A 20,569-nucleotide genomic window follows, 5' to 3' on the forward strand; every position below is an offset into this window, starting at 1 on the left:
CAACCCATACAATTAGACGTTGAACCTCCTCTCAACTAATACGGCTCCAGTCGGACTGGGTGCGGCCGATGGCGTCGATGTGGTTACGAATGGGGGCGTGTTCGGGGAGGATCAGTTGGGGGTCGGTTTCCAGAATGATCTGAGCCGATTCGCGGGCGGCCGTGAGTACGGGGCCGTCTTTGGCGAGGTCGGCGAGGCGCAGGTCCATCAGGCCCGACTGCTGGGTGCCGGCCAGGTCGCCGGGGCCGCGGAGTTGTAGGTCTACGTCGGCGATTTCAAAGCCGTTGTTGGTGCGCACCATCGTTTCCAGGCGCAACTTGGTGTCGGCACTGAGTTTGTAGCCTGTCATCAGCACACAGTATGACTGGTCACTGCCCCGGCCTACCCGGCCGCGTAGCTGATGCAGTTGCGACAGGCCAAAGCGTTCGGCGCTTTCAATCACCATCACGCTGGCGTTGGGTACGTTTACGCCTACTTCAATCACCGTGGTAGCCACCAAAATGTTTACTTCACCCTTCGCAAAACGGGTCATTTCGTAGTCCTTACTATAGGGGTCCATCTTACCGTGAAGGATGCCCACCTGGTACTGTGGCTGCGGAAATGCCCGTTGCATGCCTTCGAATCCATCCGTTAAGTCTTTGTAATCCAGCGTTTCCGACTCTTCAATGAGCGGATAGACTACATACACCTGCCGCCCCAGTTCGATCTGCTGCCGCATGAAGCCGAAGACCTCGGCGCGGTGCTTGTCGTACTTATGCACGGTCTTGATGGGCTTCCGTCCGGCGGGCATCTCGTCGATGATCGAAATGTCGAGGTTACCATAAAGGGTCATGGCCAGCGTACGCGGAATGGGCGTGGCGGTCATCACCAGAATATGCGGTGGCACCACCGGATTTTTAGCCCACATTTTGGCCCGTTGCGCCACCCCGAACCGGTGCTGCTCGTCGATGATGCAGAGGCCAAGGTTGCGGAACTGCACCACGTCTTCGAGCAGGGCGTGGGTGCCCACCAGGATGTGCATTTTGCCTGTCTGCAATTCCTCGTGTAGTACCCGCCTGCGTTTGGTTTTGGTGCTGCCCGTCAGAATACCAAGGTTCAGGCCCATGGCGTCGGCGAAGGGTTTCAGGCCATTATAATGCTGGTCGGCGAGGATTTCGGTGGGGGCCATCAGGCAGGCCTGTGCCCCGTTGTCGATGGCCAGCAACATGGTGATAAACGCCACGATGGTCTTGCCGCTACCTACGTCGCCCTGCAAGAGCCGGTTCATTTGCCGCCCCGTGAGGCAGTCTTTATGAATCTCGCGCAACACACGCTGCTGAGCACCCGTAAGCGGAAAAGGCAGCAGATTTTTGTAGAAATGCGCGAGCAACGCCGTTTTGGCAAACACCTGCCCCGGATGTTCCTCCTTCTGAATCAGCTTGTTAGCAATAAGCCGAAGCTGGTTGTAGAACAGTTCCTCAAATTTCAGTCGCCGTTCGGCCTGTCGTAGCCACGCGGGGCTTTGGGGCAAATGAATGTTCCAGACCGCCTCACGCTTGCCCACCAACCGAAATTTCTCGATCAAACTGGCGGGTAGCGTTTCACTGATGTGCGGCCACGCCTGTTCCAGCAACGACCGCATGGCCTTGGCCATCACCTTGTTGTCGACAAACCGGCGGCGGAGCTTTTCGGTCAGGTTATACACCGGCGACAGCGTGGCTTCCGGTTCGGCGTCGGGGCGGATGGCGTCGAGTTCGGGGTGGACAATGCTGAACTTACCCTGAAACTCCTGGGGTTTGCCAAACGCCACGTATTCACCATCACGACGCAATGTTTTTTCGAGCCACGACAGCCCCTGAAACCAGACCAGGTCCATGGTGCCAGTGCCATCCGTAAAATGCCCGACGAGGCGTTTTTTGGGTCCTTCGCCCTCCGTATGCCAGTCGCGGAGGCGACCGCGCACCTGCGCCGAAGGCATCGACTCCATTAATTCGGCGATGGTGTAAAAGCGCGTGCGGTCTTCGTAGCGAAACGGATAGTACTGAATCAGGTCGCCGGCCGTAAACAGGCTCAGCTCTTTGTTCAGTAACTCAGCCCGTTGCGGTCCGAGGCCCTTGAGGTAGTCAAGTCGGGTGTCGAAAAAGGTGGTCCGTTCGGTCATGTACGTTGGGGCAACGATACAGTAAAAATAACGGTTTGAGAGAAGTAGTTTGGTTGTTTGTTGGTTTGTCTGTTCGTTTGTTGGGTTGAGCGAACCCATACCTGCATTCAACCTAACAAACGGATAAACCAACAAACCTCAGCCATGTCCCCCCTCGACACCGTACTCTCCGGCCTCATGCGCCGCTATACCGAGCGCGTCCCCGACGTGCAGAATATTATTGACGCTATGATGGCCGAAGGCATGATTCATTCGCCGAACCAGATTGAAAACGACCACATTGCCTTCCGCACCATGGGCGTGCCTAATCTGGGGCTGGCATCGTTTGAGAAGATCTTTCTGGCCTACGGCTACGAAAAGCGCGACCCGTATAATTTCGCTGAAAAAAAACTCAGTGCCTATTGGTATGCTCCCCCCGCCCACCGTGCTGCTGATAACCTGCCCCGGATCTTCGCCAGTGAACTGCGCGTGCATGAGTTATCCACAATGGCGCAGGAAATTATCCACAAATACACCGATACGGTGGATAAAGACCCCGTCGATGCCCTGGATTTGGCCGATGGTGCTGCCGTCGACCAGTTTTTACATCAGCCACTTTGGGCTACACCAACCCTGGCCGAATACCAGACGTTGCTGGCGGAAAGCGAATACGCTGCCTGGGTGATCTACAACCGGTATTACCTCAACCACTTTACCATCAGCGTACATAACCTGCCCGACGGCTACAACACCATCGACGGGTTCGTCCAGTTTTTGCAGGCGCGGGGGTTCAAACTCAATTCGTCGGGGGGCGTGATCAAAGTAAGCCCGGACGGTGGTTTGCGGCAGGCATCAACGGTGGCTCAGTTGGTAGACGCCCAATTTGCCGGTGGCGAAATGCACCGCATTGCAGGGTCTTATGTGGAGTTTGCCGAACGGCGGGTTCTGCCTCAGTTTGCGCACCTGCCCACGCGACAGCTCACCCGTGAACACCGCCGCGAAGGTTTTGAAGCCGCCAACGCCGACAAGATTTTTGAAAGCACCTTTGTGGCCCAAACGGGGTTGTAGAGCCCACCGAGGAAGTATATTTACGCAACCTCTCCTGCCAAAAGTCATGACATCGCTACAGCAGATAACGTCTGAGTTTAAGCAATCCATGTTACGTCTTTACGGCGACCAGTTGGCGCAGGTTATCTTGTATGGCTCCTACGCACGAGGCGATTATAATGCCGAATCAGACGTTGACCTGGCAGTTGTGTTGCATATAGAACGTGTAGAACGGTGGCGTGAAGTAGAGCGAATTGCACCTGTTGTTGTTGATCTTTCCGTTAAATATAATTGCCTGATCTCCCCTATTGTATTAGAGGCTTCTCGACTGAACGGGTCTCAAAATCTGTTTATCCGCCATGTTCGGCAGGAGGGTATTGCGTTATGAAAGAGGATGTTATTCGATTAATGGGGCGTTCTCTCGATTGCCTGGCCGATGCCCGGCTGATTTTTCAGTCAGGTCGTTATACGGGCGTTCCCAACAGGAGCTATTATGCCATTTTTGATGCTGTAAATGCCTTGTTACGGATACATGATCTCCATGCCAATTCGCATCGGGGAGCCAAAAACAGGTTTAGTGAATTATTTATAAAATCCGGCCTTTTGCCCCGCGAGACTATTATTTGGCTGGAAAGCTGCTTGGAACTTCGTCAGTCAGGCGATTACGATTTCGATTATGACGTTACGGAGGCAGATGCTACTAAAAGCATCGAATATGCCAGCGAATTTGTTCTCCACGTAGAGGCTTTTTTACATACTCAACCATTTATGAATGATGCGACTTAGCTGTATTATCCTCTCATCCCTCTTCCTGTCGACTACGCTTTTCGCTCAGTCGAAAAAGGCAAAACAAACCACCCGCGCTATTGTAAGCGGTGCAAAAAGCGGCTCGTCGGTGGGTCAAACGCAACCAGGGGCGGCTATCTATAAGCAGTATTGCCTCACCTGCCACCAGGTAAATGGCAGCGGTGTGCCTGGTCTAAATCCACCCCTGCGCGGTACCGATTGGGTCAATGGCGACAAAGCCCGGCTCATTGGCGTGCTGCTCAACGGCCTTCAAAACGCCGAAGTAGAAGGCGAAACCTACGACAACGTTATGCCCGCTCATGACTTTCTGACCGATGCCCAAATTGCCGACGTGCTCACCTACGTTCGCAGCAACTTCGGCAACAAGGCCGAGGCCGTTACGACGGCTGAGGTTACAGCGCAACGGGCCGCGAAAAAGTGATCTGTCTAACGGAGCGATTGGCTCCGTTTTTTTGTAGAAACGAACGGAGCCAATCGCCCTGTTAGACAGATCAAAGTAGATTCGGCCTAAACTGCATTTCTTCTGCTAACCAATCCTATACCCCTCACAATGAAAACACCTCTGCTTACTATCCTGCTGCTGGCGGCTTTTCCTGCTGCCACACTGGCCCAGCAAACGGCTCCTGTGGGGCTGGAACTGTACAGTTTCCGCGATCAGTTTAAGGCCGACGTACCCGGCACAATGGCTAAAGTGAGGCAAATGGGTTTTCGCGAAGTAGAAGTGGCCGGCACGTATGGCATGACCCCCGAAGCATTTCGAAAAGAACTGGACAAGAATGGGTTAAAGGCCATCAGCACCGCAGCAAGCTTTGATGATCTGGAAAATAACGTGCCGAAAGTTATTAACGAAGCCAAAGTGCTGGGCGCGAAATATGTAATCTGCGCCTGGATCCCCCACACCGCCGACCTGTTTACGCAGGGTGATGCCGACCGGGCTATCGACGTGTTCAACACGGCCGGCAAACTACTGGCCGACGAGAAACTTATGCTCTGCTACCACACCCACGGCTATGAGTTCCAGAAAATACCAGACATGCAGGCCACCTATTTCGATTACATGGTGCCGCAGTTAGACCCCAAAGCCGTTAACCTGGAAATGGATGTATATTGGGTGAAAGCTCCCGGAGAAGACCCCGTGGCGATACTGAAAAAATTCCCCAAACGTTTCCTGCTGGCCCATTTGAAAGACCGCAAACCCGGTACGCCCAACACCATGACCGGTCATGACGACGTGGAATCGAATATTGTGCTCGGCGCGGGCGACGTGGGCATTGCCGCGTTTATGGCTGCGGCCAAAAAGGCGGGCGTGAAGCACTTTTTTATCGAAGATGAATCGTCGCGTTCCATGGATCAAATGCCTAAGAGCATTGCCTTTCTGCGGGGATTGAAATAAAAAGTAATCAGACGCTCACTTCACTTTTTTCTTCGATTCAATGATGACATGAACGTCATTATTGACAAAGTCGAGGTTCAGCACCTTACCATCGGCCACGCCTACGTTGGTGGTGTCGCGGTAAACTGCGTTGTTACGGAGGTTGGGTGTACCCACCACGTTTACGGCGTTTTTCTGGCCTGTTTCGCGGCGCACTAAACTGATTTTCACCGACGTAGCGCTGATTCGTTCTACCTCCAGCCCGGCGGAGTAAATGATTTTGGCAATCGTTTGGGGGTATTGTTCGTCCGAATCATCATCCACGCCGGGTGCATCATAAAGGATATGGCTGATCTCATAGCTACCCGCTACTTTCTCGCCATCATCGGCGGGTTGTGGGTCAACGGCGGGTTTAGTGCAGGCCAGCAGTGCACCTATCAGCACTACCAGATAAGCTCGTCTTTTCATTGATCATAGGGCACGCGGAACCGGCTTAAGTCGGGTTGGCGGGGCTTTTTGCGGTTTACTTCATAATCGTAAATCAGCCGACCGAGGTTGCCCATAAACGGATAGCCTACGCTGTCGTAATCATACTTGTCGTCGTTGAAAATCCCGTCGCTGTTGCACGAAATCATAGCCGTGAGCATAAACTCAACGCCCTTGTCGAAATCGACGACGTAGGCATTGTCGAGGAGGTAGCCGTAGGCATCGCCTACCTTGTTGAAGATACGAATGGACTTCGGCATGGGCGTTTTTTGGTCACCGAACAGCAGAAATTTACAGTAGCTATCATACAGACTGGTGTCTGCCTTGTAGTTGGGCCAGCGTGTTTCGCGGGGTAGCTGTGACATGTACTGGTATACAAACCGATAATCGTCGGGCCTGAGATTGAAACGCTGTTTCGGCGCTACCGATTCCGGAAACAGCAACGCCCGTAGAATGGCTTGTTGGTCGTCGAGCGGAAACGCATTTTTGGCCGTAAACTCGAACGGCTTTTTCACCAGCGAATCACCCACGTAGTAGTTTCGTCCCACCATGTAGCCGGTGCCACGCAAAATAGGGCCGGGTGCCTGCGGCGTATGGTCGCAAAATTGCGCGTTCACCAGTTTTAGATCTTTGTTCAGCAAGGCACCACTTTCTACCTCCTGCCTGGTAGGCACCTTACGCAGGCCGGGCAGGAGCGCAACGGGATTTGTATGCGCGTTTTGGTCGGGCGTAAGCGGCAATGAGAGGCGATGCACAATGCGGGTATTCCCGTATCCCTTGGCCTTCAAACCATCATTAAACGGGCATTGGCCTACCAGTTCATAGAGCCGGTTAAACGCGTCGTTATCACTGGTAATCAATATTTTACGTGCATATTGAGCCACTGAGGGCAAGCCTGTTTGTGCTGTGGTGTCACGCTGTACCCGCGTCTGTCCGGCATAGGCCGAATCGGTGATCATGGCCGCGTCGCGGGGTACGCCGAGGGCATTCAGTTTTTCCAATGCCAGCAGCACGGCCGGTAATTTGACGGTGCTGGCGGGATAGAAATACCGGTCTTTGTCGACCTGATAGCGATACGTTTTGAACGAAGGCCGGTTCTGCGCGTCGCGGTTTATTTGGGTGTACACAATCTGCACGTCATAGGCCGATGGGTTAGTCAGCACCTTGCCAAACAGTTCCGGTCTGCTGCTGAGCAAGTCGGCCAGAAACTTGTCTGTTTTGCCTAAACGGGTACCCAGATCAGGCACGGATTGGGCGAAGGTGGGGATGCTGTTGTGCAAAGCGACGAACAGCAATAGCCAGATTATCAATGTCTTGTGGTTCATGAAATGCGCTGATGACAATACGGGTATTGGCTTTGTCGGCGGGGGTGGGGTAGGCAAATGAATAAACGAAAATACCGTTTTCCAGCAGGTACGGATACAATTCATCGTGGTCGGTGTAGAAAACGGGGTAGCCTATGGCGTGGCTGAACAGACCCGACGGCAACAAGGCGGCTTCGGCCAGGGCAATGTTGCCCATCAACCGGTCATACCCCTGCGCATATACCCTGTCGGCGTGGCAGAAGGCATCGGCATAGGCAGGTGGCATGGGCGAACAAGCCCCGAAATAGGCCGTTTGCCGGATAGCAGCCAGTGTATCGGGATCGCCGAAAATAACCCCGGCGGGCAGACTCATAGCCTTCGCCAGCGAGGCCGTTACGATCAGGCGGACGTTAGGTTTATGAGCTAGTTTCTCTGCCAATTGCGGCCATATTCCCCGCCCACCGTTTAGCACGCCCAATCCGTGCGAATCATCAACGACCAACCAAATCTGCTGAACGTCAGTTAGTTGACTAAGCCAATTGAACGAAAACAGTACCGACCGGATAGCATCGACCGAGTTGGTCAGGATATAGGCCGGATGTACATCCGGCGGTAACGGTTCATGTTTATGCAGGTCAATAGTTTGAGGCGTTAGCAGTGGATGCCAGAGAGCCGGGTGGGTGCCGGGGGCCTGAAACCCCACCGCCTTTGGCCCCACCTGCCGGGCTAACCAGTCGACTACCACCTGCCCCGCCAGCATTCCCGACGATGTTGTCAAGGCCGCAGGAGCACCCACGTTGAGAGCCAGTTTTGACTCAGCTTCGTCGAAAACAGCTAGTTGCAGATTGCCATTCCGCGATGCGCCGAAGTGCAGCCCATATTGGGCTACGCCTTCGCCCAGCAGCGCCTGCATGTGCGGATGTTGCGCAACACCGAGATACGACGTACCCGAAAAAAACAGGTACTCACACCCTTCGTGAGTAATTATCCGGTTAGGTAGCTGATTGATTGTCAATGCTATATGATTTAATCCTTTTTCTCTATGCTTCGCGCTGTTTGCCCTTCGACAAGGCTGGTTTTTGTCATCCCGACAAAGGAGGGATGACAAAAACCAGCCTTGTCGAAGGGCAAACAGCGCGAAGCTATACACGAAGATTCACCCGCCACTACTCCCTGATCAACACTGCGCCGGTGCCGTTTGCATCTACATAACGTACCTGACCATAATCGAAGGTGACACCCGTGGCCGGGTCATTGGTGATTAACAGCGAGCCGTCCATATCCACATAATCGAGCAGGGGCAGCAGGTGAGCGATAGCCGAAATACCCACACTTGATTCAGTCATGCAACCCACCATCACGCGCAAACCCCGTTGCCGGGCGTCGGCAATCATGCGCCGCGCGGGGGTGAGACCACCACATTTGGTCAGCTTGATGTTGATGCCGTCGAAATAGCCTGCGCAACGGGCCACATCCGTCTCGGTGATGCAGCTTTCGTCGGCAATAAGGGGCAACGTGGTCCCGGTGGGCAGTTTTTGGGGCAGTTCGTTACGAAGGCGAGTCATGCCTGCCCAGTCATCGGCAGGGAGGGGCTGCTCGATCAATTCCACGCCCAGGGCTATCAGTTCAGGGGCGAAGGCCAGCGTTTGGTCCACCGTCCAGCCGCAGTTGGCATCCACCCGAAAACGGGAATCAGTGTGTTTCCGCAATAGGCGCAACGTGTCCAGATCAGTGTCTGGCCGGCCTAATTTTACCTTGTATAGGGGCCAGGGCATTTCCTGCATTTTGGTCAGCATCACGTCGGGGGTGTCAAGCCCTATGGTGAAGTTCGTAAGTGGGCGAGGCATGCTCAAATCCAGCCCCCAATGCGCATACAGCGGCTTCCCGGCGTGTTTGGCCACCAGATCATGCGCTGCTTCGTCGATGGCGCACTGCGCAAACGGGTTAGTAGCCAGTGCCTCATGCAGCCGGTCCCAGAGGGCTTCGGCGGTAGTCCAGTTGGGGGTTTCAATCAGGTCACGCACGCGGCCCAGATCGGTCATCATGCGGTCTATCGTGATGCCGTAATAAGGATTGGCCGTGGCCTCCCCAAAGCCCGACAGCGGCCCGTCGCGCAGTTCCACAATAAGCGTTTCCTGCACGTCGCGGCTGTCATGGGCAATGGTAAATGTGTGGCGCAGGCGTAGGCTGGCACGGTGTAAAAGCAGTTCCATGGCCTCAAATTACAGATTCGGGCTAACTTGACGGCGTTTTCAGTTTTCAGTTTGCCGTTTTCAATTAATGACCACCTCTTACCTGATTCTTGTCCTCAGCCTGGCCGTACTCATTTCGTATGGCTTCGATTTACTCAGCAGTCGGTTCAAAACGCCGCCCGTGTTGTTGCTCTTACTGCTGGGCGTAATTCTGCGGCTGGTTACCAACTCGCTGTCGATCCAGGTGCCGCTGGTGGTGCCCACGCTTTCCACGCTGGGTACGCTGTCGCTCATTCTGGTGGTGCTGGAAGGGGGCCTCGACCTTGATATTGAACCTGAACGGCTCAGCCTGGTGCGCCGCACAGGGCTGATGGCGCTGCTCTCCATCGTGCTGACTACGCTCTTGCTGGCCACCATGCTCTACCTGCTTCTGGACGAGTCGTATTACAAATGCCTGCTCAACACTCTACCTTTCGGCATCATCAGTAGTTCCATTGCCGGCCAGGCCGTGCGCCCGCTATCGGCTGAAAAGCGGGAGTTTAGTACCTACGAGACGTCCTTTGCGGCCATCATCAGCATTATGCTGTATAACTTTCTCATTGTCAGCGATCAATCGGTTTGGGGAGCGGCTTTCGGCTTTGTGCGCGACACGATTTTGATGGGCGTTATTTCGCTGATTTGCTGTTTTGCGCTGCTTTACCTGATTGGCCGAATCAACCACCCGGTCAAATTCCTGCCCATCATTTCGGTACTGTTTCTGGTTTACGCCGTTGCCGATATCTACGACCTGTCGTCGCTGGTGCTGGTGCTCATTTTCGGGCTGTTTCTCAACAACACCGACCTGTTCATCCGGGGCAACCTGGCGCGGCTGTTCAAGAGTGACCTGTTCGAAACGGAACTGGACCAACTCAAAAACCTCACCGCCGAAGGGGCTTTCATTGTTCGCACATTTTTCTTTTTGCTCTACGGCTTTTCCATCAACCTGAAAGCCCTTATTGACCCCGACGCCCTGATTGTCAGCAGCTTATTCGTGATCGTCATCTTCGCCGTGCGGTGGCCACTGCTCCGTGCGCTCTTCCGGGGCGATGCCCGCCCCCTCAACTGGATTGCCCCCCGCGGCCTCATCACCATTCTGCTCTACACCAATATCCCGCAGGCCCTCAAACTCACCGGTTTCCGCGAAGGCATCCTCACCCTTGTGGTCATCCTTACCGCCATCGGCACCGCCATCGGCACGATTCGGTACAAGGGCGAACGGGAGATAGGCTAAGACAGGCCTACAGCTTCGTAAATCGTCTGATCTGAACGGGGCGACCGCTGGGGTCCAGCTCAATGCTGAGGGGAGTGGCCTGTCCTTTCGGTTCTACGGTATAGGTAACGAGCTTGCGGCTGGCTGGTGACTGCGCCTGCGTAACGGCCACCTGATACTGACCAATGGGCAAATACAACGTAAACTGCCCCTGCTCGTCGGCGTAGGTGCGGTAGAGTTCCCCCGCAATGCCGGTGGTTTCGATGCGGTATTGGTCAAGACCACAGGGCTGCGTATCGTATTTGACACGATTACAACGCAGGGTACCGGCAATACGCCACGTCTTCTGAATCGCCATATCGCGGCTAACCGATGAACCGGTTATTTGCACAGTGTCCTGATACCAGACAGGTTCGCCGGTGCTCAGCCGACATACTGCCCGGACGGGGTACGTGCCGTTGGGCAGATCTTTGCAGATAATCAGCCCTTTTTTGTCGGTAATCATGGCCAGCCGCCCCACGTTCACGACCAAATCCTGGCTGTACTGCTCGTTTCCGTCGCGCTTCTGGTTGTTGTTTTCATCGTCGAAAAAACGCAGCCGCAACGTCCGGCTCGACTGGCCCGGCAACCGCCTGAACGTCTTGGCCACCTCCACCCGCATCTGCGATTCCTGCCACGGCACCGTCGACATATCGGCGAACTGATTGGCGTAGGACAGGGCATTGACGTCGAAGCGAATCCGCATTGTTTCGTTGGCGGCAAAGGTCATGCTGTTGTAGAGCAGCCCATTCCAGGAACTCGCCATACTGTTATAATTCAAGCTGGCCCCCAGGCTTCCCCTCAGCCGCCCGTTGAGCAGGCTAAACTGCGCCGTTGGACCCACCGAAAATTGCCGATACCCTCCCGGATCGCCCTGGCCGGGCAGGTAGTCGTTGATCAGGAAGGGGCCCTGCTGGTAGAGGCCCATCAGGTTCAGGTTGCCGCGCCCCACCGAGCCATAATACCGGAACGACCCCACCCGAAACTGATCTGTCGGTGGTGTCACGTGGTCGAATTGGCCCGCGTCTACGCCCACCTCCACCCGCGCGCCCGACCGGGCCTCGTAGCGCAGGGTAGCCTGGAGCCGGTAGGCGTTGGCCTGCTGATTTAACCCATCCGGCAACGACTGCGACTGAAGCCAGAAATAAGGCCGTACGATGCTGGTGACTCGCCCAAACTGCTGCACCCAGTAGACTTCAGCCAGGGTGTTGCCGTACCGCCGGTTGCCCATCTCACTAATCGACGTGAAAATCTGCTGGTTGTACTGAATCTGACTGTACCGGTACGACAGCCGGGTGTTGGCCCATTTTTTCAGCGTAAGGCTGTGTTCCAGTAAGGTGGCCCCGCGCTGAATGCCCCCATAGACAGGGCTGCTCACGTAGGCAGAGGCGTATACATCAAGAGGTTTGGTGTGCAGGCTATACGAACCACCACCCGCCCAGCCCATGAGCCGTTCCCGCTGCGGATGCCCCGGCGCAAAATCGAAGCTGTTGCCCACACGCAGTTTAATAGTCGAGTGCGGATTCAGTTGCCAATGTGCGGCGGCGTAGCTGAGCGTACCCGCCCGTTCGAGGCGTTGCTGCTGGTAGTAGCTGCTGCTGAATTCGTAGCGAGCATCGCCACTAAGGGGTAACGTGCCCGATAGTCGCATTGAATAGGTCTGATCGGCTACGGGCTGTGTGCTCTGAAACTGCCCCAGCGTACTGGGCATGAGCGCCGCCAGCCAGTTCGACTGATTGCGTAGTGCCCAGCCTTCCAGCCGAGTAGCTTCGCCAAACGTACCCGCCACCCGTAGCCCCACCCCAATTAGCGGCAGTTCGTGGTAATCGTAGATGCTGCCTGCGTGGAGTTCAAACCCTTTTTGCTCGTATTGTATGTAGGTGTCGCGGAGTTCATGGTAATTCAGATCGGCATAGTTAAGGTAGTAGAGCTTGAAGTCGAGGCGGCCTTTGCCCAGTTCCTTATGCCCCCACGTACGGAACTCATTGACTATGCCGGCCCGGCCAAACCGGCCAACCCCCACGGCCACCCCAAAGGGGTTTTCACCACCCAGCAACGACCGGTCGGCCCAGTGTTTGGACGTAGCCAGCAATACCGGACGACAGGCCACACTACCCAAAAAGGAGCCCAACAGGCCGGTTTCATTCACCTCCTGCGCCTCGATGGTCAGGTCATAGCGACGGTCTCGCTCCAGTGCCCGCCCCACCAGACATGGCAGGTAGAGGGTGGTATCGCGCCGGGCGGGTATACTGATGGGTAAAAATGAGTGGGGTAACCGAAATCCGGCAGGCATAGAAAACAGCCGGACGCGGAGGTTGCGGGCGTGTGGTCCCTGGTTAGAGAAACGAACAGGTACCCGCAACGTGTCCTGATTAGGTGCTACAAACGGGGCTTCGTCAAGCAGCGAAAACAGCAATGTGCTGGGTGCATTACGGTTAGGTGTCACGATAAACTGGACAGCTGACCCCGCCGTGGGGTCATGCTGCGACGTTTCAATGCGGACAATGCCCTCCTCCCCGTTCCACGTGCGTTCGATCATGAATTTTAGCAGCAGTTGCCGCGACGAGTGGGGGGCCAGTGTCATGGTAGCGGGCAACTGCGTCAGCAGCCGAAAAGCGGGCGGTGCCTTCAGTATAAGCCGCAGTATGCTGGCCTCGTCGGTATCATTCAGTAGCGTGATGCGGTTGCTGAAGGTCTCACCCGCTGTGCCATCTATATAATCCTGATCGACTAACAAGATGGCGGCACGGGATTTGTAGCCCAAAACATCAACATAAGAGCATATGACCAAAGAAAGTATGAGTATGATTTTTCCCACAAGCAATCAAAAGTTGATAGTAATACGTACTGATTTATTAGTTCGTGTGCAAATGGCATGCCATTTGTACACGAACAGTTACACAATCTTTACAAATAAATTACAATAGATTGGGAGAATGTACTTAAGTATTTCTTGTTACGTAGTATGGCCTTTGTAACTGGCTAACAGCCTAACCACTAACAGATAACTCGCTCACTGTGCCGATTCAACCAGTTTTGCCATTACCAAACCGTTCATTCCGTTTCTATTCCAATTTTTTCTAGTGCGCTTACCGTCTATTTTCTCACACTTAACACCAGTAAACTATGGTAGCATTCCAAAAAGGATCCTTGCGTCGGCTAGTGCTGACGGTTGTCACTGCCGGTTTGGGCGCTTACTCAGCGCAGGCTCAAACCACCGGTACGTCGGCGATGAACGTCACGGTAAAGGACGTTCTGCAACTGACGGTCAACACCAAAACGGTGGACCTGGTCTTTGGTACACCCGAAGACTTTAACAACGGCGTTAGCTCAACGGTCAACAACCAGCTAACGGTCACGTCGAACCGCCCTTATGACCTGAGCGTGAAAACGGCAGGTGATCTGTCAGACGGGAAAACATCGATTCCTGTCAGCAACATCTCAGCGCAGACAGTAGGTAGCGGCCTGGGCACACCCAAGACCGTAACAGCCCTGTCGACCACCGATCAGGTACTGGCAGCGTCGATTCCCCCGTCGATGTCGAAAACGATTACGATGCAGTACTCAACCTCGGCCAAAAACGAAGCATTTCTGGTACCAGCGGCCACGTACACAACGACAATGACGTTTACGGCTTCAGCTAATTAATTGCTTGTAAAACGAAATGTTCTCCGGTTACAGGCTGTAGCCGGAGGCGTTTCAACTCTATCCAACTAACACACTGGTCCAATGATTAATACCTCTATTCGCCAGCGCCTTTTTGCGTTGGCCTTACTCGCCGCCAGTCTGGGTTCGGGTCAAGCGGTGGCCCAGTCGTCGGGCAATGCCACCATGACCGTTAACCTGACCGACGTGCTACAACTCACCGTCAACACGGCTACCGTGACGCTCAACTTTGCCACCCCCGCCGACTATAATAACGGGGTATCATCGTCGGTGCCCAACCAAATATCGGTCACCTGCAACCGGGCCTACGATCTGAAAGTAAAGACCACAACGGCCACCCTCACCAGCGGGGCCAACACCATTCCGGTGAGTAACGTGGCGGCTCAGGCCAGCTATACGGGTCAGGCAGCAGCCAACCCAACGGTAGCTTTAAGCATTACCGATCAGGCACTGGCTACAGCCGTACCGGCCTCAACAACGCGGCAGATCAGCCTTCAGTACTCAACGAGCGCTGGTAATCAGGCCTTTTTAAAGCCCGCCGGTGCTTATACAACCACCCTAACCTTTACAGCGGTTGCTAACTGAGGAGTCTGCAGTTTACTGACTCTCCGCTTCTTTATGACTATCAAGATTATCGTAGGCATGCTGTTGGGTTGGGTGTTGGCGGGTGCGGCTATGGCCCAGGCCGGTTTTCAGGTAGAGCCACCCAAACTTTATTTCGACGAAGATGCAGGCAAGCTGTCGCCTGTTCGCATCAAGCTTACCAACCCCACCAAAGTGCGCATGGTGATCCGGGCCAGCTGTGCCGACTGGCGGCGCGATTCGGTGGGGGAAAAGCAGTTTTATGCACCGGGTAAACTGCCGCATTCCTGCTGCCCTTACCTGCGCGTTCAGCCCGAAACGATTGAGTTGCTGCCCGGTGGTGAACAAACCATGCTGGTATCGCTCAACCCCGACCGCCCTGTTCCAGCGCAGTTGCACAACGGCATGCTCATGCTGACGCAGATTAACGAACGCGAAATTGCGGAAGCGCAGGGTGTAAAATCGGGGTTCATCTTCAAAGTACAGCTGGGCGTTCACCTTTACCACACGCCGCGCAACGTGAAGCTAAAAACGATTGGTATCGACACGGTGGCCGTAACGAAAGGGTCGGGAGACCGGCGGGTGCGGGTGCGGGTCAACAACACCGGCGAGATGCAGTTGGAAAGCCACATGCGCGTAGAACTGACGAACCTGAAAACGGCGGAAGAACTGAAACTGGAATCTGTTTCGGTCAATTCAATGCCTGGCGAACGCATCTGGGTTAACGCTCCCCTACCCGCCAAACTGCCGTCGGGCCGTTACCTGATCATTACCATTATAGACAGCGGTCCCGATGTGCCCCTGCAGGTAGCTGAACTTGAAACGGATGTCAAATGAACAAGCGAGTGCTGCTGTTTACCCTCTGCGGACTGCTGCTAACGCTGATGGGCTGGGCACAGACCTTGACGGTGCTGGGCAACCCGGTCATCAACGTAGCTACCGCGGCTGATTACCAGAACGGCGTGACTGTGTTGCACAATACTGTTCAGGTAAGTGTAGCAGCCAACGTACAGTATAGCCTTCAGGCAAAAGCATCGGGCAATATGACGTCGGGCGTCAGGAGCATCCCCATTGGCCAGATGCACCTGCGCGCCACGAACATTCCGGGAAACACCAACGCAGGCTTTAACCTCAGCACGGTATACCAGACGCTGGTCTCATCCAGACAGACAACCGCAGTCACGAACTACGCCATCACCCTTGAATATAAGCTTGCGGGGGGTAACGCCATTCTGCAACCGGGAGGTGCCTATACTACCACCATCACCTTCCTGCTGACTTCTCCGTAGTAACGTTCTCAAACTATTTACTTAGAAACCCCCAAAAAGGCCTCGACTTTAGGTAGTCGAGGTTTTCGTCGTTGGCAAAAGCTTCACGCTCGAAGCGAATGGCCCGGTAGGCGTCGTAATGGCGCAGGCCCCGGAGGCGGTAATAGCCGTATTCAGCAAAATACCAGATATAAAACGGTAGCAGGCCCAACTCGAGCTGCTGCCGGAGATGGATACGCTCATGGTTGAGCAACCGCGCCGAGGGGTTTGGCCGGCGCACCAACACAAACGGCCAGATGGTCATGCCATTGACCCAGAGCCAGGGAACGATAATGATCAAGCAAAAATGAATTTAATGTACAATGCACAATGTATAATGGACAATGGCTTCGCGCTCATATGCTTCAGCGCGAAGCCATTGTCCATTATACATTGTGCATTGTACATTAAATTCCCACCATGCTTCTCACCCTCCTCATCGCCTTTCTGCTGGGCTACCTGCTCATTACGCTCGAAGACGTTATTCACCTCAACAAAACAGCCACAGCACTCATCACGGGCGTATTGTGCTGGACAATCTACGCGCTGTCGGGGGTGGCAGATGCGCATCTGGTGGGCGACCAACTGGGGCATCACCTGATTGATATTGCCGAAATCCTGTTCTTTTTGCTGGGGGCCATGACCATTGTGGAGTTGATTGACGCCCACGACGGGTTCACGCTCATCACCGACCGCATTGCCAGCCGCAACACCCGTACCCTGCTCTGGATCAGCAGCTTCCTGGCCTTTTTTCTCTCCGCTCTACTCGACAACCTGACTACGGCTATCGTGATGGTGTCTGTATTGCGGAAGTTGGTGCATGATCCACAGCAACGGCGCATCATGGCGGGTATGACCATCGTGGCCTGCAACGCAGGGGGCGTGTGGTCACCCATCGGCGACGTCACCACAACCATGCTCTGGATTGGCGGACAAGTTACTACGCTCAATATCATTAAGACACTGCTGCTGCCCAGCCTGGTGGCTATGCTGGTACCGCTGGGTATTCTGACCATGCGCTACCCCGCTAAAACTACCGCCTTTGTGCCCTCTGGTGAGGAAGAGGGAGCCAGCCGCCCGTATGTGACGCGCGTACGTCGCCGCGATCGGCGGTTGATGCTGGCTATTGGGTTGGGGGGCATGCTGTTTGTACCCATCTTTAAAACGCTGACGGGCCTGCCGCCCTACATGGGTATGATGCTGGTGCTGGGCACAATCTGGGTAGCGTCGGAGGTGATTCACAAGGACAAGGACGAGGCCGCCCGCGAACCGCTCACCCCCGCCTATGCCCTCCAGAATATCGATTCACCCTCAATTTTGTTTTTCCTGGGTATTCTGCTGGCCGTGGGTGCGCTGGAAGCCGTGGGTGGCCTGCGCCTCCTCGCCGACTCGCTAAGTCAGGCTGTGGGTAACCTGGATGTGATTGTGCTGCTCATCGGCATGGTGTCGGCGGTGGTAGACAACGTACCCATCGTGGCCGCCGCCATGGGCATGTATGATCTGCACACCTACCCCACCGACAATCAGTTGTGGGAATTTCTCGCTTACTGCGCGGGCACCGGCGGCAGCATTTTACTCATCGGCTCGGCGGCGGGCGTAGCCGTGATGGGCATGGAAAAGCTCGAATTTGGCTGGTACCTGCGCAAGATTAGCTGGCTGGCCCTGCTAGGCTACCTGGCCGGTGCGGGCGTGTATCTGGGGCTGGTGGCGTTGCTACGGTAGCTGAAATCGGATGTTTCACGTTAAATTATTCATGTAAATCTTTCGTGTTGTGGAGGATTTACATGAATATTGAGCATGATTCGACGGATTCTAGAGGATTATGTGCTTGATCAGATCAGCTATTTTCCGGCTGTTGTACTGGTTGGTCCCCGGCAGGTGGGAAAAACAACGCTAGTTAAAACACTGCAACAGCGGTTGCCACGTCCTTCTATTTACCTGGACCTGGAACTGCCCTCGCAACGCGACCGGTTAACGACTGACACTGAGCTTTATTTAAGCAATCGGGCCGACCAGACCATTATTCTCGATGAAGTGCAGCAACTGCCCGACCTATTTCCACTGTTGCGAGGGCTGATTGATCAACGGCGGGAAGCAGGGCGATTTCTGTTGTTGGGGTCGGCTTCACCAAGCCTACTGCGCAATACGTCTGAGTCACTAGCCGGGCGGGTGGTCTACCTCGAAATGCACCCGTTGCTCCTCGAAGAGTTGCCTCTTCCGGCTTCATACCGCCTTCACTGGCTGCGGGGTGGTTTTCCTAATGCCTATCTGGCACCCAACACAAAGCGCCTGCGCGACTGGTTTGAGTCTTTTGTGGCTACCTATCTGCAACGCGACTTGCCCCAACTTGGCTTGTCGGCTTCCCCAGATCTTGTACGGCGGCTGTTGACTATGCTGGCTAGTCAGCAGGGGGGTCTGCTTAACTATGCCAACATAGCCAGATCACTGGGTTTGGGGCAAACAACAGTACAACGATACATCGATTTTCTGGAACAGGCTTTCCTGATTCGGCGACTGGAGCCCTATTTTGTCAACGTTGGCAAACGTTTAACCAAATCTCCCAAAGCCTACGTGCGCGATTCAGGCATGGTGCATCACTTACTACGACTCTATGACGAAGAGGCCCTGATTGGTCATCCGGCAGCGGGGGGATCTTGGGAGGGCTATGTCATTCAGCAGGTAGTGGCTGTCCTGGGGACCGGTAGCCAAGCGTTTTTCTACCGTACACAACAGGGTTCTGAACTTGATCTAGTCATCGAGCAAGGTGGGCGTATTGTAGTAGCACTGGAAATCAAACTATCCAATCAGCCTACGCTTAGTAAAGGAAACACGGTGGCATTGCAGGATCTGGACAATCCCCCTTTGCTGCTGGTAACGCCCAGCGCATCCGACGACGAGTTACGTCCTGGGGTCTATTTGTGTAGCGTGGCAACGCTGCCTACTTACCTCGAACGGTTTGCGGTCTATGAGTGATACATGATGACCCGGCTGGGTTACCTCGCCGGGGCGGGCGTGTATCTGGGGCTGGTGGCATTGCTGCGTTGATTTTTCTGGTCGTTTGGGGCTTTTTCTGCATTTTCAGGGCCATGCACCTATTACGTAAACAAACCACCTGGCTGCTGGCCCTCTGTTTTTTAGCCACGTCCGGCTTTGGGCAAGGCCGCACCGACGCACTGCTGGAGACGCTGTTTTCACGCAATCAAAATGCTAGTTTCCAGTCGGTTATCAGGCAACCCAACAATTACCGATTGCAGATTATTTATACCCAGATCAACCGCGACGCACGAAACCGGCCTTCGTTTACCAACTACTATTTCCGGGTCGACAGCACCGAGTATTTTAACCCGGCTTCGACGGTGAAACTGCCGCTGGCCTTGTTGGCCCTGGAAAAACTGAACGCGTTGAAACGGCCCGACCTGACCCGAGATACGGCCATGCAGTTCGACAGCGCCTACAGCCATCAGACCCGCGAATGGACCGATAACACCGCCCAAACGGGGTATCCGTCGGTGGCGCATTTGATTAAAAAGGCTCTGCTTGTCAGCGAAAATGACCCCTACAGCCGCCTGTACGAATTTGTGGGGCAGCAGGCCATCAACCGGACGCTCCACGCCAAGGGCTATCCCGACACGCGCATCACCCACCGATTTGTGCGGATGTCGCCGGAAGAAAACCGGCATACCAATCCGGTCCGGTTTCTGGGCAAAGACGGCAAGATCCTGTATGCGCAACCCGCTGCCTACAATCCCGACCCGTTCGATTTTAGCCGGACGGCTAAACTGGGCAAGGGTTACTATACCGCCAACGACAGCCTGGTGCATGAGCCGTTTGATTTTACCACCCGCAACAAACTCCCGCTGGAAAGCCTGCAGCAGTTGCTGCAATCCACGCTCTTTCCCGAATCGGTACCAGCACGGCAACGCTTTGGCCTTACCCCCGCCGACTACACATTCCTGTATCAATACCTGTCGCAGTTTCCGGGCGAAACCAATTACCCGAAATACGACGCCGCGCAGTATTACGATACCTACGTGAAATTCTTTTTCCAGGATAGCCTCCATCACCGCCTGCCCGACGGCGTCCGGGTATTCAACAAGGTGGGCTGGGCCTACGGATTTCTTACCGATGCCTCCTATGTAGCCGATGTCAAACACAACGTAGAATACATGCTCACAGCCACAATCTACGTCAACAGCGACGGCATTCTGAACGATGACAAGTACGACTACGAAACCGTTGGGCATCCGTTTCTGTATCAGTTGGGCCAGACGATATACCAGTATGAACTGACCCGCAAACGGCCCCACGTACCCAACCTAAGCCGGTTTCGGGTCCTTTACGAAAAACGGAAATCCGACAGCCGCCCGGTTGTGAAAGACGTAGCCAATTAGCCATATAA

Annotated in this window: 20 protein-coding genes; 13 read left to right on the forward strand and 7 right to left on the reverse strand. The window is 54.7% G+C overall.

Annotated features, from left to right (window positions below; all coding sequences use genetic code 11):
* Nucleotides 1-31: 31 nt before the first annotated feature.
* Nucleotides 32-2,140 (reverse strand): ATP-dependent DNA helicase RecG, encoded by a 2,109-nt coding sequence (recG, locus tag J2I47_RS14090; protein WP_207365224.1) that lies wholly within the window; start codon nt 2,138-2,140, stop codon nt 32-34.
* A gap of 144 nt (nt 2,141-2,284) precedes the next feature.
* Between recG and J2I47_RS14095 the strand changes: the two genes are divergently transcribed.
* The 5 genes from J2I47_RS14095 (at nt 2,285) to J2I47_RS14115 (ending at nt 5,366) form a co-directional block, all read left to right on the forward strand.
* A complete protein-coding gene (locus tag J2I47_RS14095; protein WP_207365225.1) occupies nt 2,285-3,187 on the forward strand; it encodes a DUF1338 domain-containing protein in 903 nt (300 codons plus the stop codon).
* 46 nt (nt 3,188-3,233) lie between these two features.
* Entirely contained in the window at nt 3,234-3,554 is a 321-nt protein-coding gene (locus J2I47_RS14100; RefSeq protein WP_207365226.1) for a nucleotidyltransferase domain-containing protein, read from the forward strand.
* Nucleotides 3,551-3,952, forward strand: coding sequence for a HEPN domain-containing protein (locus tag J2I47_RS14105; RefSeq protein WP_207365227.1), 402 nt, complete (start codon nt 3,551-3,553; stop codon nt 3,950-3,952). The genes J2I47_RS14100 and J2I47_RS14105 overlap by 4 nt, the downstream gene beginning before the upstream one ends.
* Complete coding sequence (locus J2I47_RS14110; protein ID WP_229374599.1) at nt 3,939-4,394, forward strand: c-type cytochrome; 456 nt, start codon at nt 3,939-3,941, stop codon at nt 4,392-4,394. Before J2I47_RS14105 ends, J2I47_RS14110 begins: the two co-directional genes overlap by 14 nt.
* Nucleotides 4,395-4,523: 129 nt before the next feature.
* Nucleotides 4,524-5,366: a sugar phosphate isomerase/epimerase family protein gene (locus J2I47_RS14115; RefSeq protein WP_207365228.1), complete on the forward strand. Its 843-nt coding sequence runs from the start codon at nt 4,524-4,526 to the stop codon at nt 5,364-5,366.
* A gap of 15 nt (nt 5,367-5,381) precedes the next feature.
* On the opposite strand, the gene J2I47_RS14120 is transcribed toward J2I47_RS14115, so the two are convergent.
* The 4 genes from J2I47_RS14120 to J2I47_RS14135 all read right to left on the reverse strand — a co-directional run bounded on the left by J2I47_RS14120 (nt 5,382) and on the right by J2I47_RS14135 (nt 9,348).
* Entirely contained in the window at nt 5,382-5,813 is a 432-nt protein-coding gene (locus J2I47_RS14120) for a hypothetical protein (protein WP_207365229.1), read from the reverse strand.
* On the reverse strand, nt 5,810-7,156 hold the full coding sequence (locus J2I47_RS14125) for a serine hydrolase (protein ID WP_207365230.1): 1,347 nt from the start codon (nt 7,154-7,156) through the stop codon (nt 5,810-5,812). Before J2I47_RS14125 ends, J2I47_RS14120 begins: the two co-directional genes overlap by 4 nt.
* A complete protein-coding gene (locus tag J2I47_RS14130) occupies nt 7,071-8,150 on the reverse strand; it encodes an aminotransferase class I/II-fold pyridoxal phosphate-dependent enzyme (RefSeq protein WP_229374601.1) in 1,080 nt (359 codons plus the stop codon). Before J2I47_RS14130 ends, J2I47_RS14125 begins: the two co-directional genes overlap by 86 nt.
* 151 nt (nt 8,151-8,301) lie before the next feature.
* Entirely contained in the window at nt 8,302-9,348 is a 1,047-nt protein-coding gene (locus tag J2I47_RS14135) for a dipeptide epimerase (RefSeq protein WP_207365231.1), read from the reverse strand.
* A 67-nt stretch (nt 9,349-9,415) separates the two neighbouring features.
* Between J2I47_RS14135 and J2I47_RS14140 the strand changes: the two genes are divergently transcribed.
* A complete protein-coding gene (locus J2I47_RS14140) occupies nt 9,416-10,597 on the forward strand; it encodes a cation:proton antiporter (RefSeq protein ID WP_207365232.1) in 1,182 nt (393 codons plus the stop codon).
* 7 nt (nt 10,598-10,604) lie between these two features.
* Here the strand turns inward: J2I47_RS14140 and J2I47_RS14145 are convergent, their stop codons facing one another.
* Nucleotides 10,605-13,406: a COG1470 family protein gene (locus tag J2I47_RS14145; protein WP_207365233.1), complete on the reverse strand. Its 2,802-nt coding sequence runs from the start codon at nt 13,404-13,406 to the stop codon at nt 10,605-10,607.
* A gap of 335 nt (nt 13,407-13,741) precedes the next feature.
* Here J2I47_RS14145 and J2I47_RS14150 point away from each other — a divergent pair, with 335 nt between their 5' ends.
* The 4 genes from J2I47_RS14150 to J2I47_RS14165 all read left to right on the forward strand — a co-directional run bounded on the left by J2I47_RS14150 (nt 13,742) and on the right by J2I47_RS14165 (nt 16,152).
* Nucleotides 13,742-14,263, forward strand: a complete 522-nt coding sequence (locus J2I47_RS14150) for a hypothetical protein (protein ID WP_207365234.1) — start codon at nt 13,742-13,744, stop codon at nt 14,261-14,263.
* 81 nt (nt 14,264-14,344) lie between these two features.
* Nucleotides 14,345-14,866, forward strand: a complete 522-nt coding sequence (locus tag J2I47_RS14155; RefSeq protein ID WP_207365235.1) for a hypothetical protein — start codon at nt 14,345-14,347, stop codon at nt 14,864-14,866.
* A gap of 33 nt (nt 14,867-14,899) precedes the next feature.
* A complete protein-coding gene (locus J2I47_RS14160) occupies nt 14,900-15,700 on the forward strand; it encodes a fimbrial biogenesis chaperone (RefSeq protein WP_207365236.1) in 801 nt (266 codons plus the stop codon).
* Nucleotides 15,697-16,152 carry a hypothetical protein gene (locus tag J2I47_RS14165; RefSeq protein WP_207365237.1) on the forward strand — a complete coding sequence of 152 codons (456 nt, stop codon included), beginning with the start codon at nt 15,697-15,699 and terminating at the stop codon, nt 16,150-16,152. Before J2I47_RS14160 ends, J2I47_RS14165 begins: the two co-directional genes overlap by 4 nt.
* Nucleotides 16,153-16,165: 13 nt before the next feature.
* Here J2I47_RS14165 and J2I47_RS14170 read toward each other — a convergent pair whose 3' ends face one another.
* Nucleotides 16,166-16,471, reverse strand: coding sequence for a hypothetical protein (locus tag J2I47_RS14170; protein ID WP_374759907.1), 306 nt, complete (start codon nt 16,469-16,471; stop codon nt 16,166-16,168).
* A 119-nt stretch (nt 16,472-16,590) separates the two neighbouring features.
* On the opposite strand from J2I47_RS14170, the gene nhaD reads away from it, so the two are divergent.
* The 3 genes from nhaD (at nt 16,591) to J2I47_RS14185 (ending at nt 20,561) form a co-directional block, all read left to right on the forward strand.
* The gene (nhaD, locus tag J2I47_RS14175) at nt 16,591-17,892 is read left to right on the forward strand and encodes a sodium:proton antiporter NhaD (RefSeq protein ID WP_207365238.1); all 1,302 of its coding nucleotides are present in this window, start codon (nt 16,591-16,593) and stop codon (nt 17,890-17,892) included.
* Nucleotides 17,893-17,967: 75 nt separating this feature from the next.
* Nucleotides 17,968-19,143, forward strand: a complete 1,176-nt coding sequence (locus J2I47_RS14180) for an ATP-binding protein (RefSeq protein WP_207365239.1) — start codon at nt 17,968-17,970, stop codon at nt 19,141-19,143.
* Between the two features lie 113 nt (nt 19,144-19,256).
* Nucleotides 19,257-20,561 carry a serine hydrolase gene (locus J2I47_RS14185; RefSeq protein WP_207365240.1) on the forward strand — a complete coding sequence of 435 codons (1,305 nt, stop codon included), beginning with the start codon at nt 19,257-19,259 and terminating at the stop codon, nt 20,559-20,561.
* Nucleotides 20,562-20,569 lie beyond the last annotated feature (8 nt).

This window comes from Fibrella rubiginis (genome assembly GCF_017353185.1).
Lineage (GTDB): Bacteria > Bacteroidota > Bacteroidia > Cytophagales > Spirosomataceae > Fibrella > Fibrella rubiginis.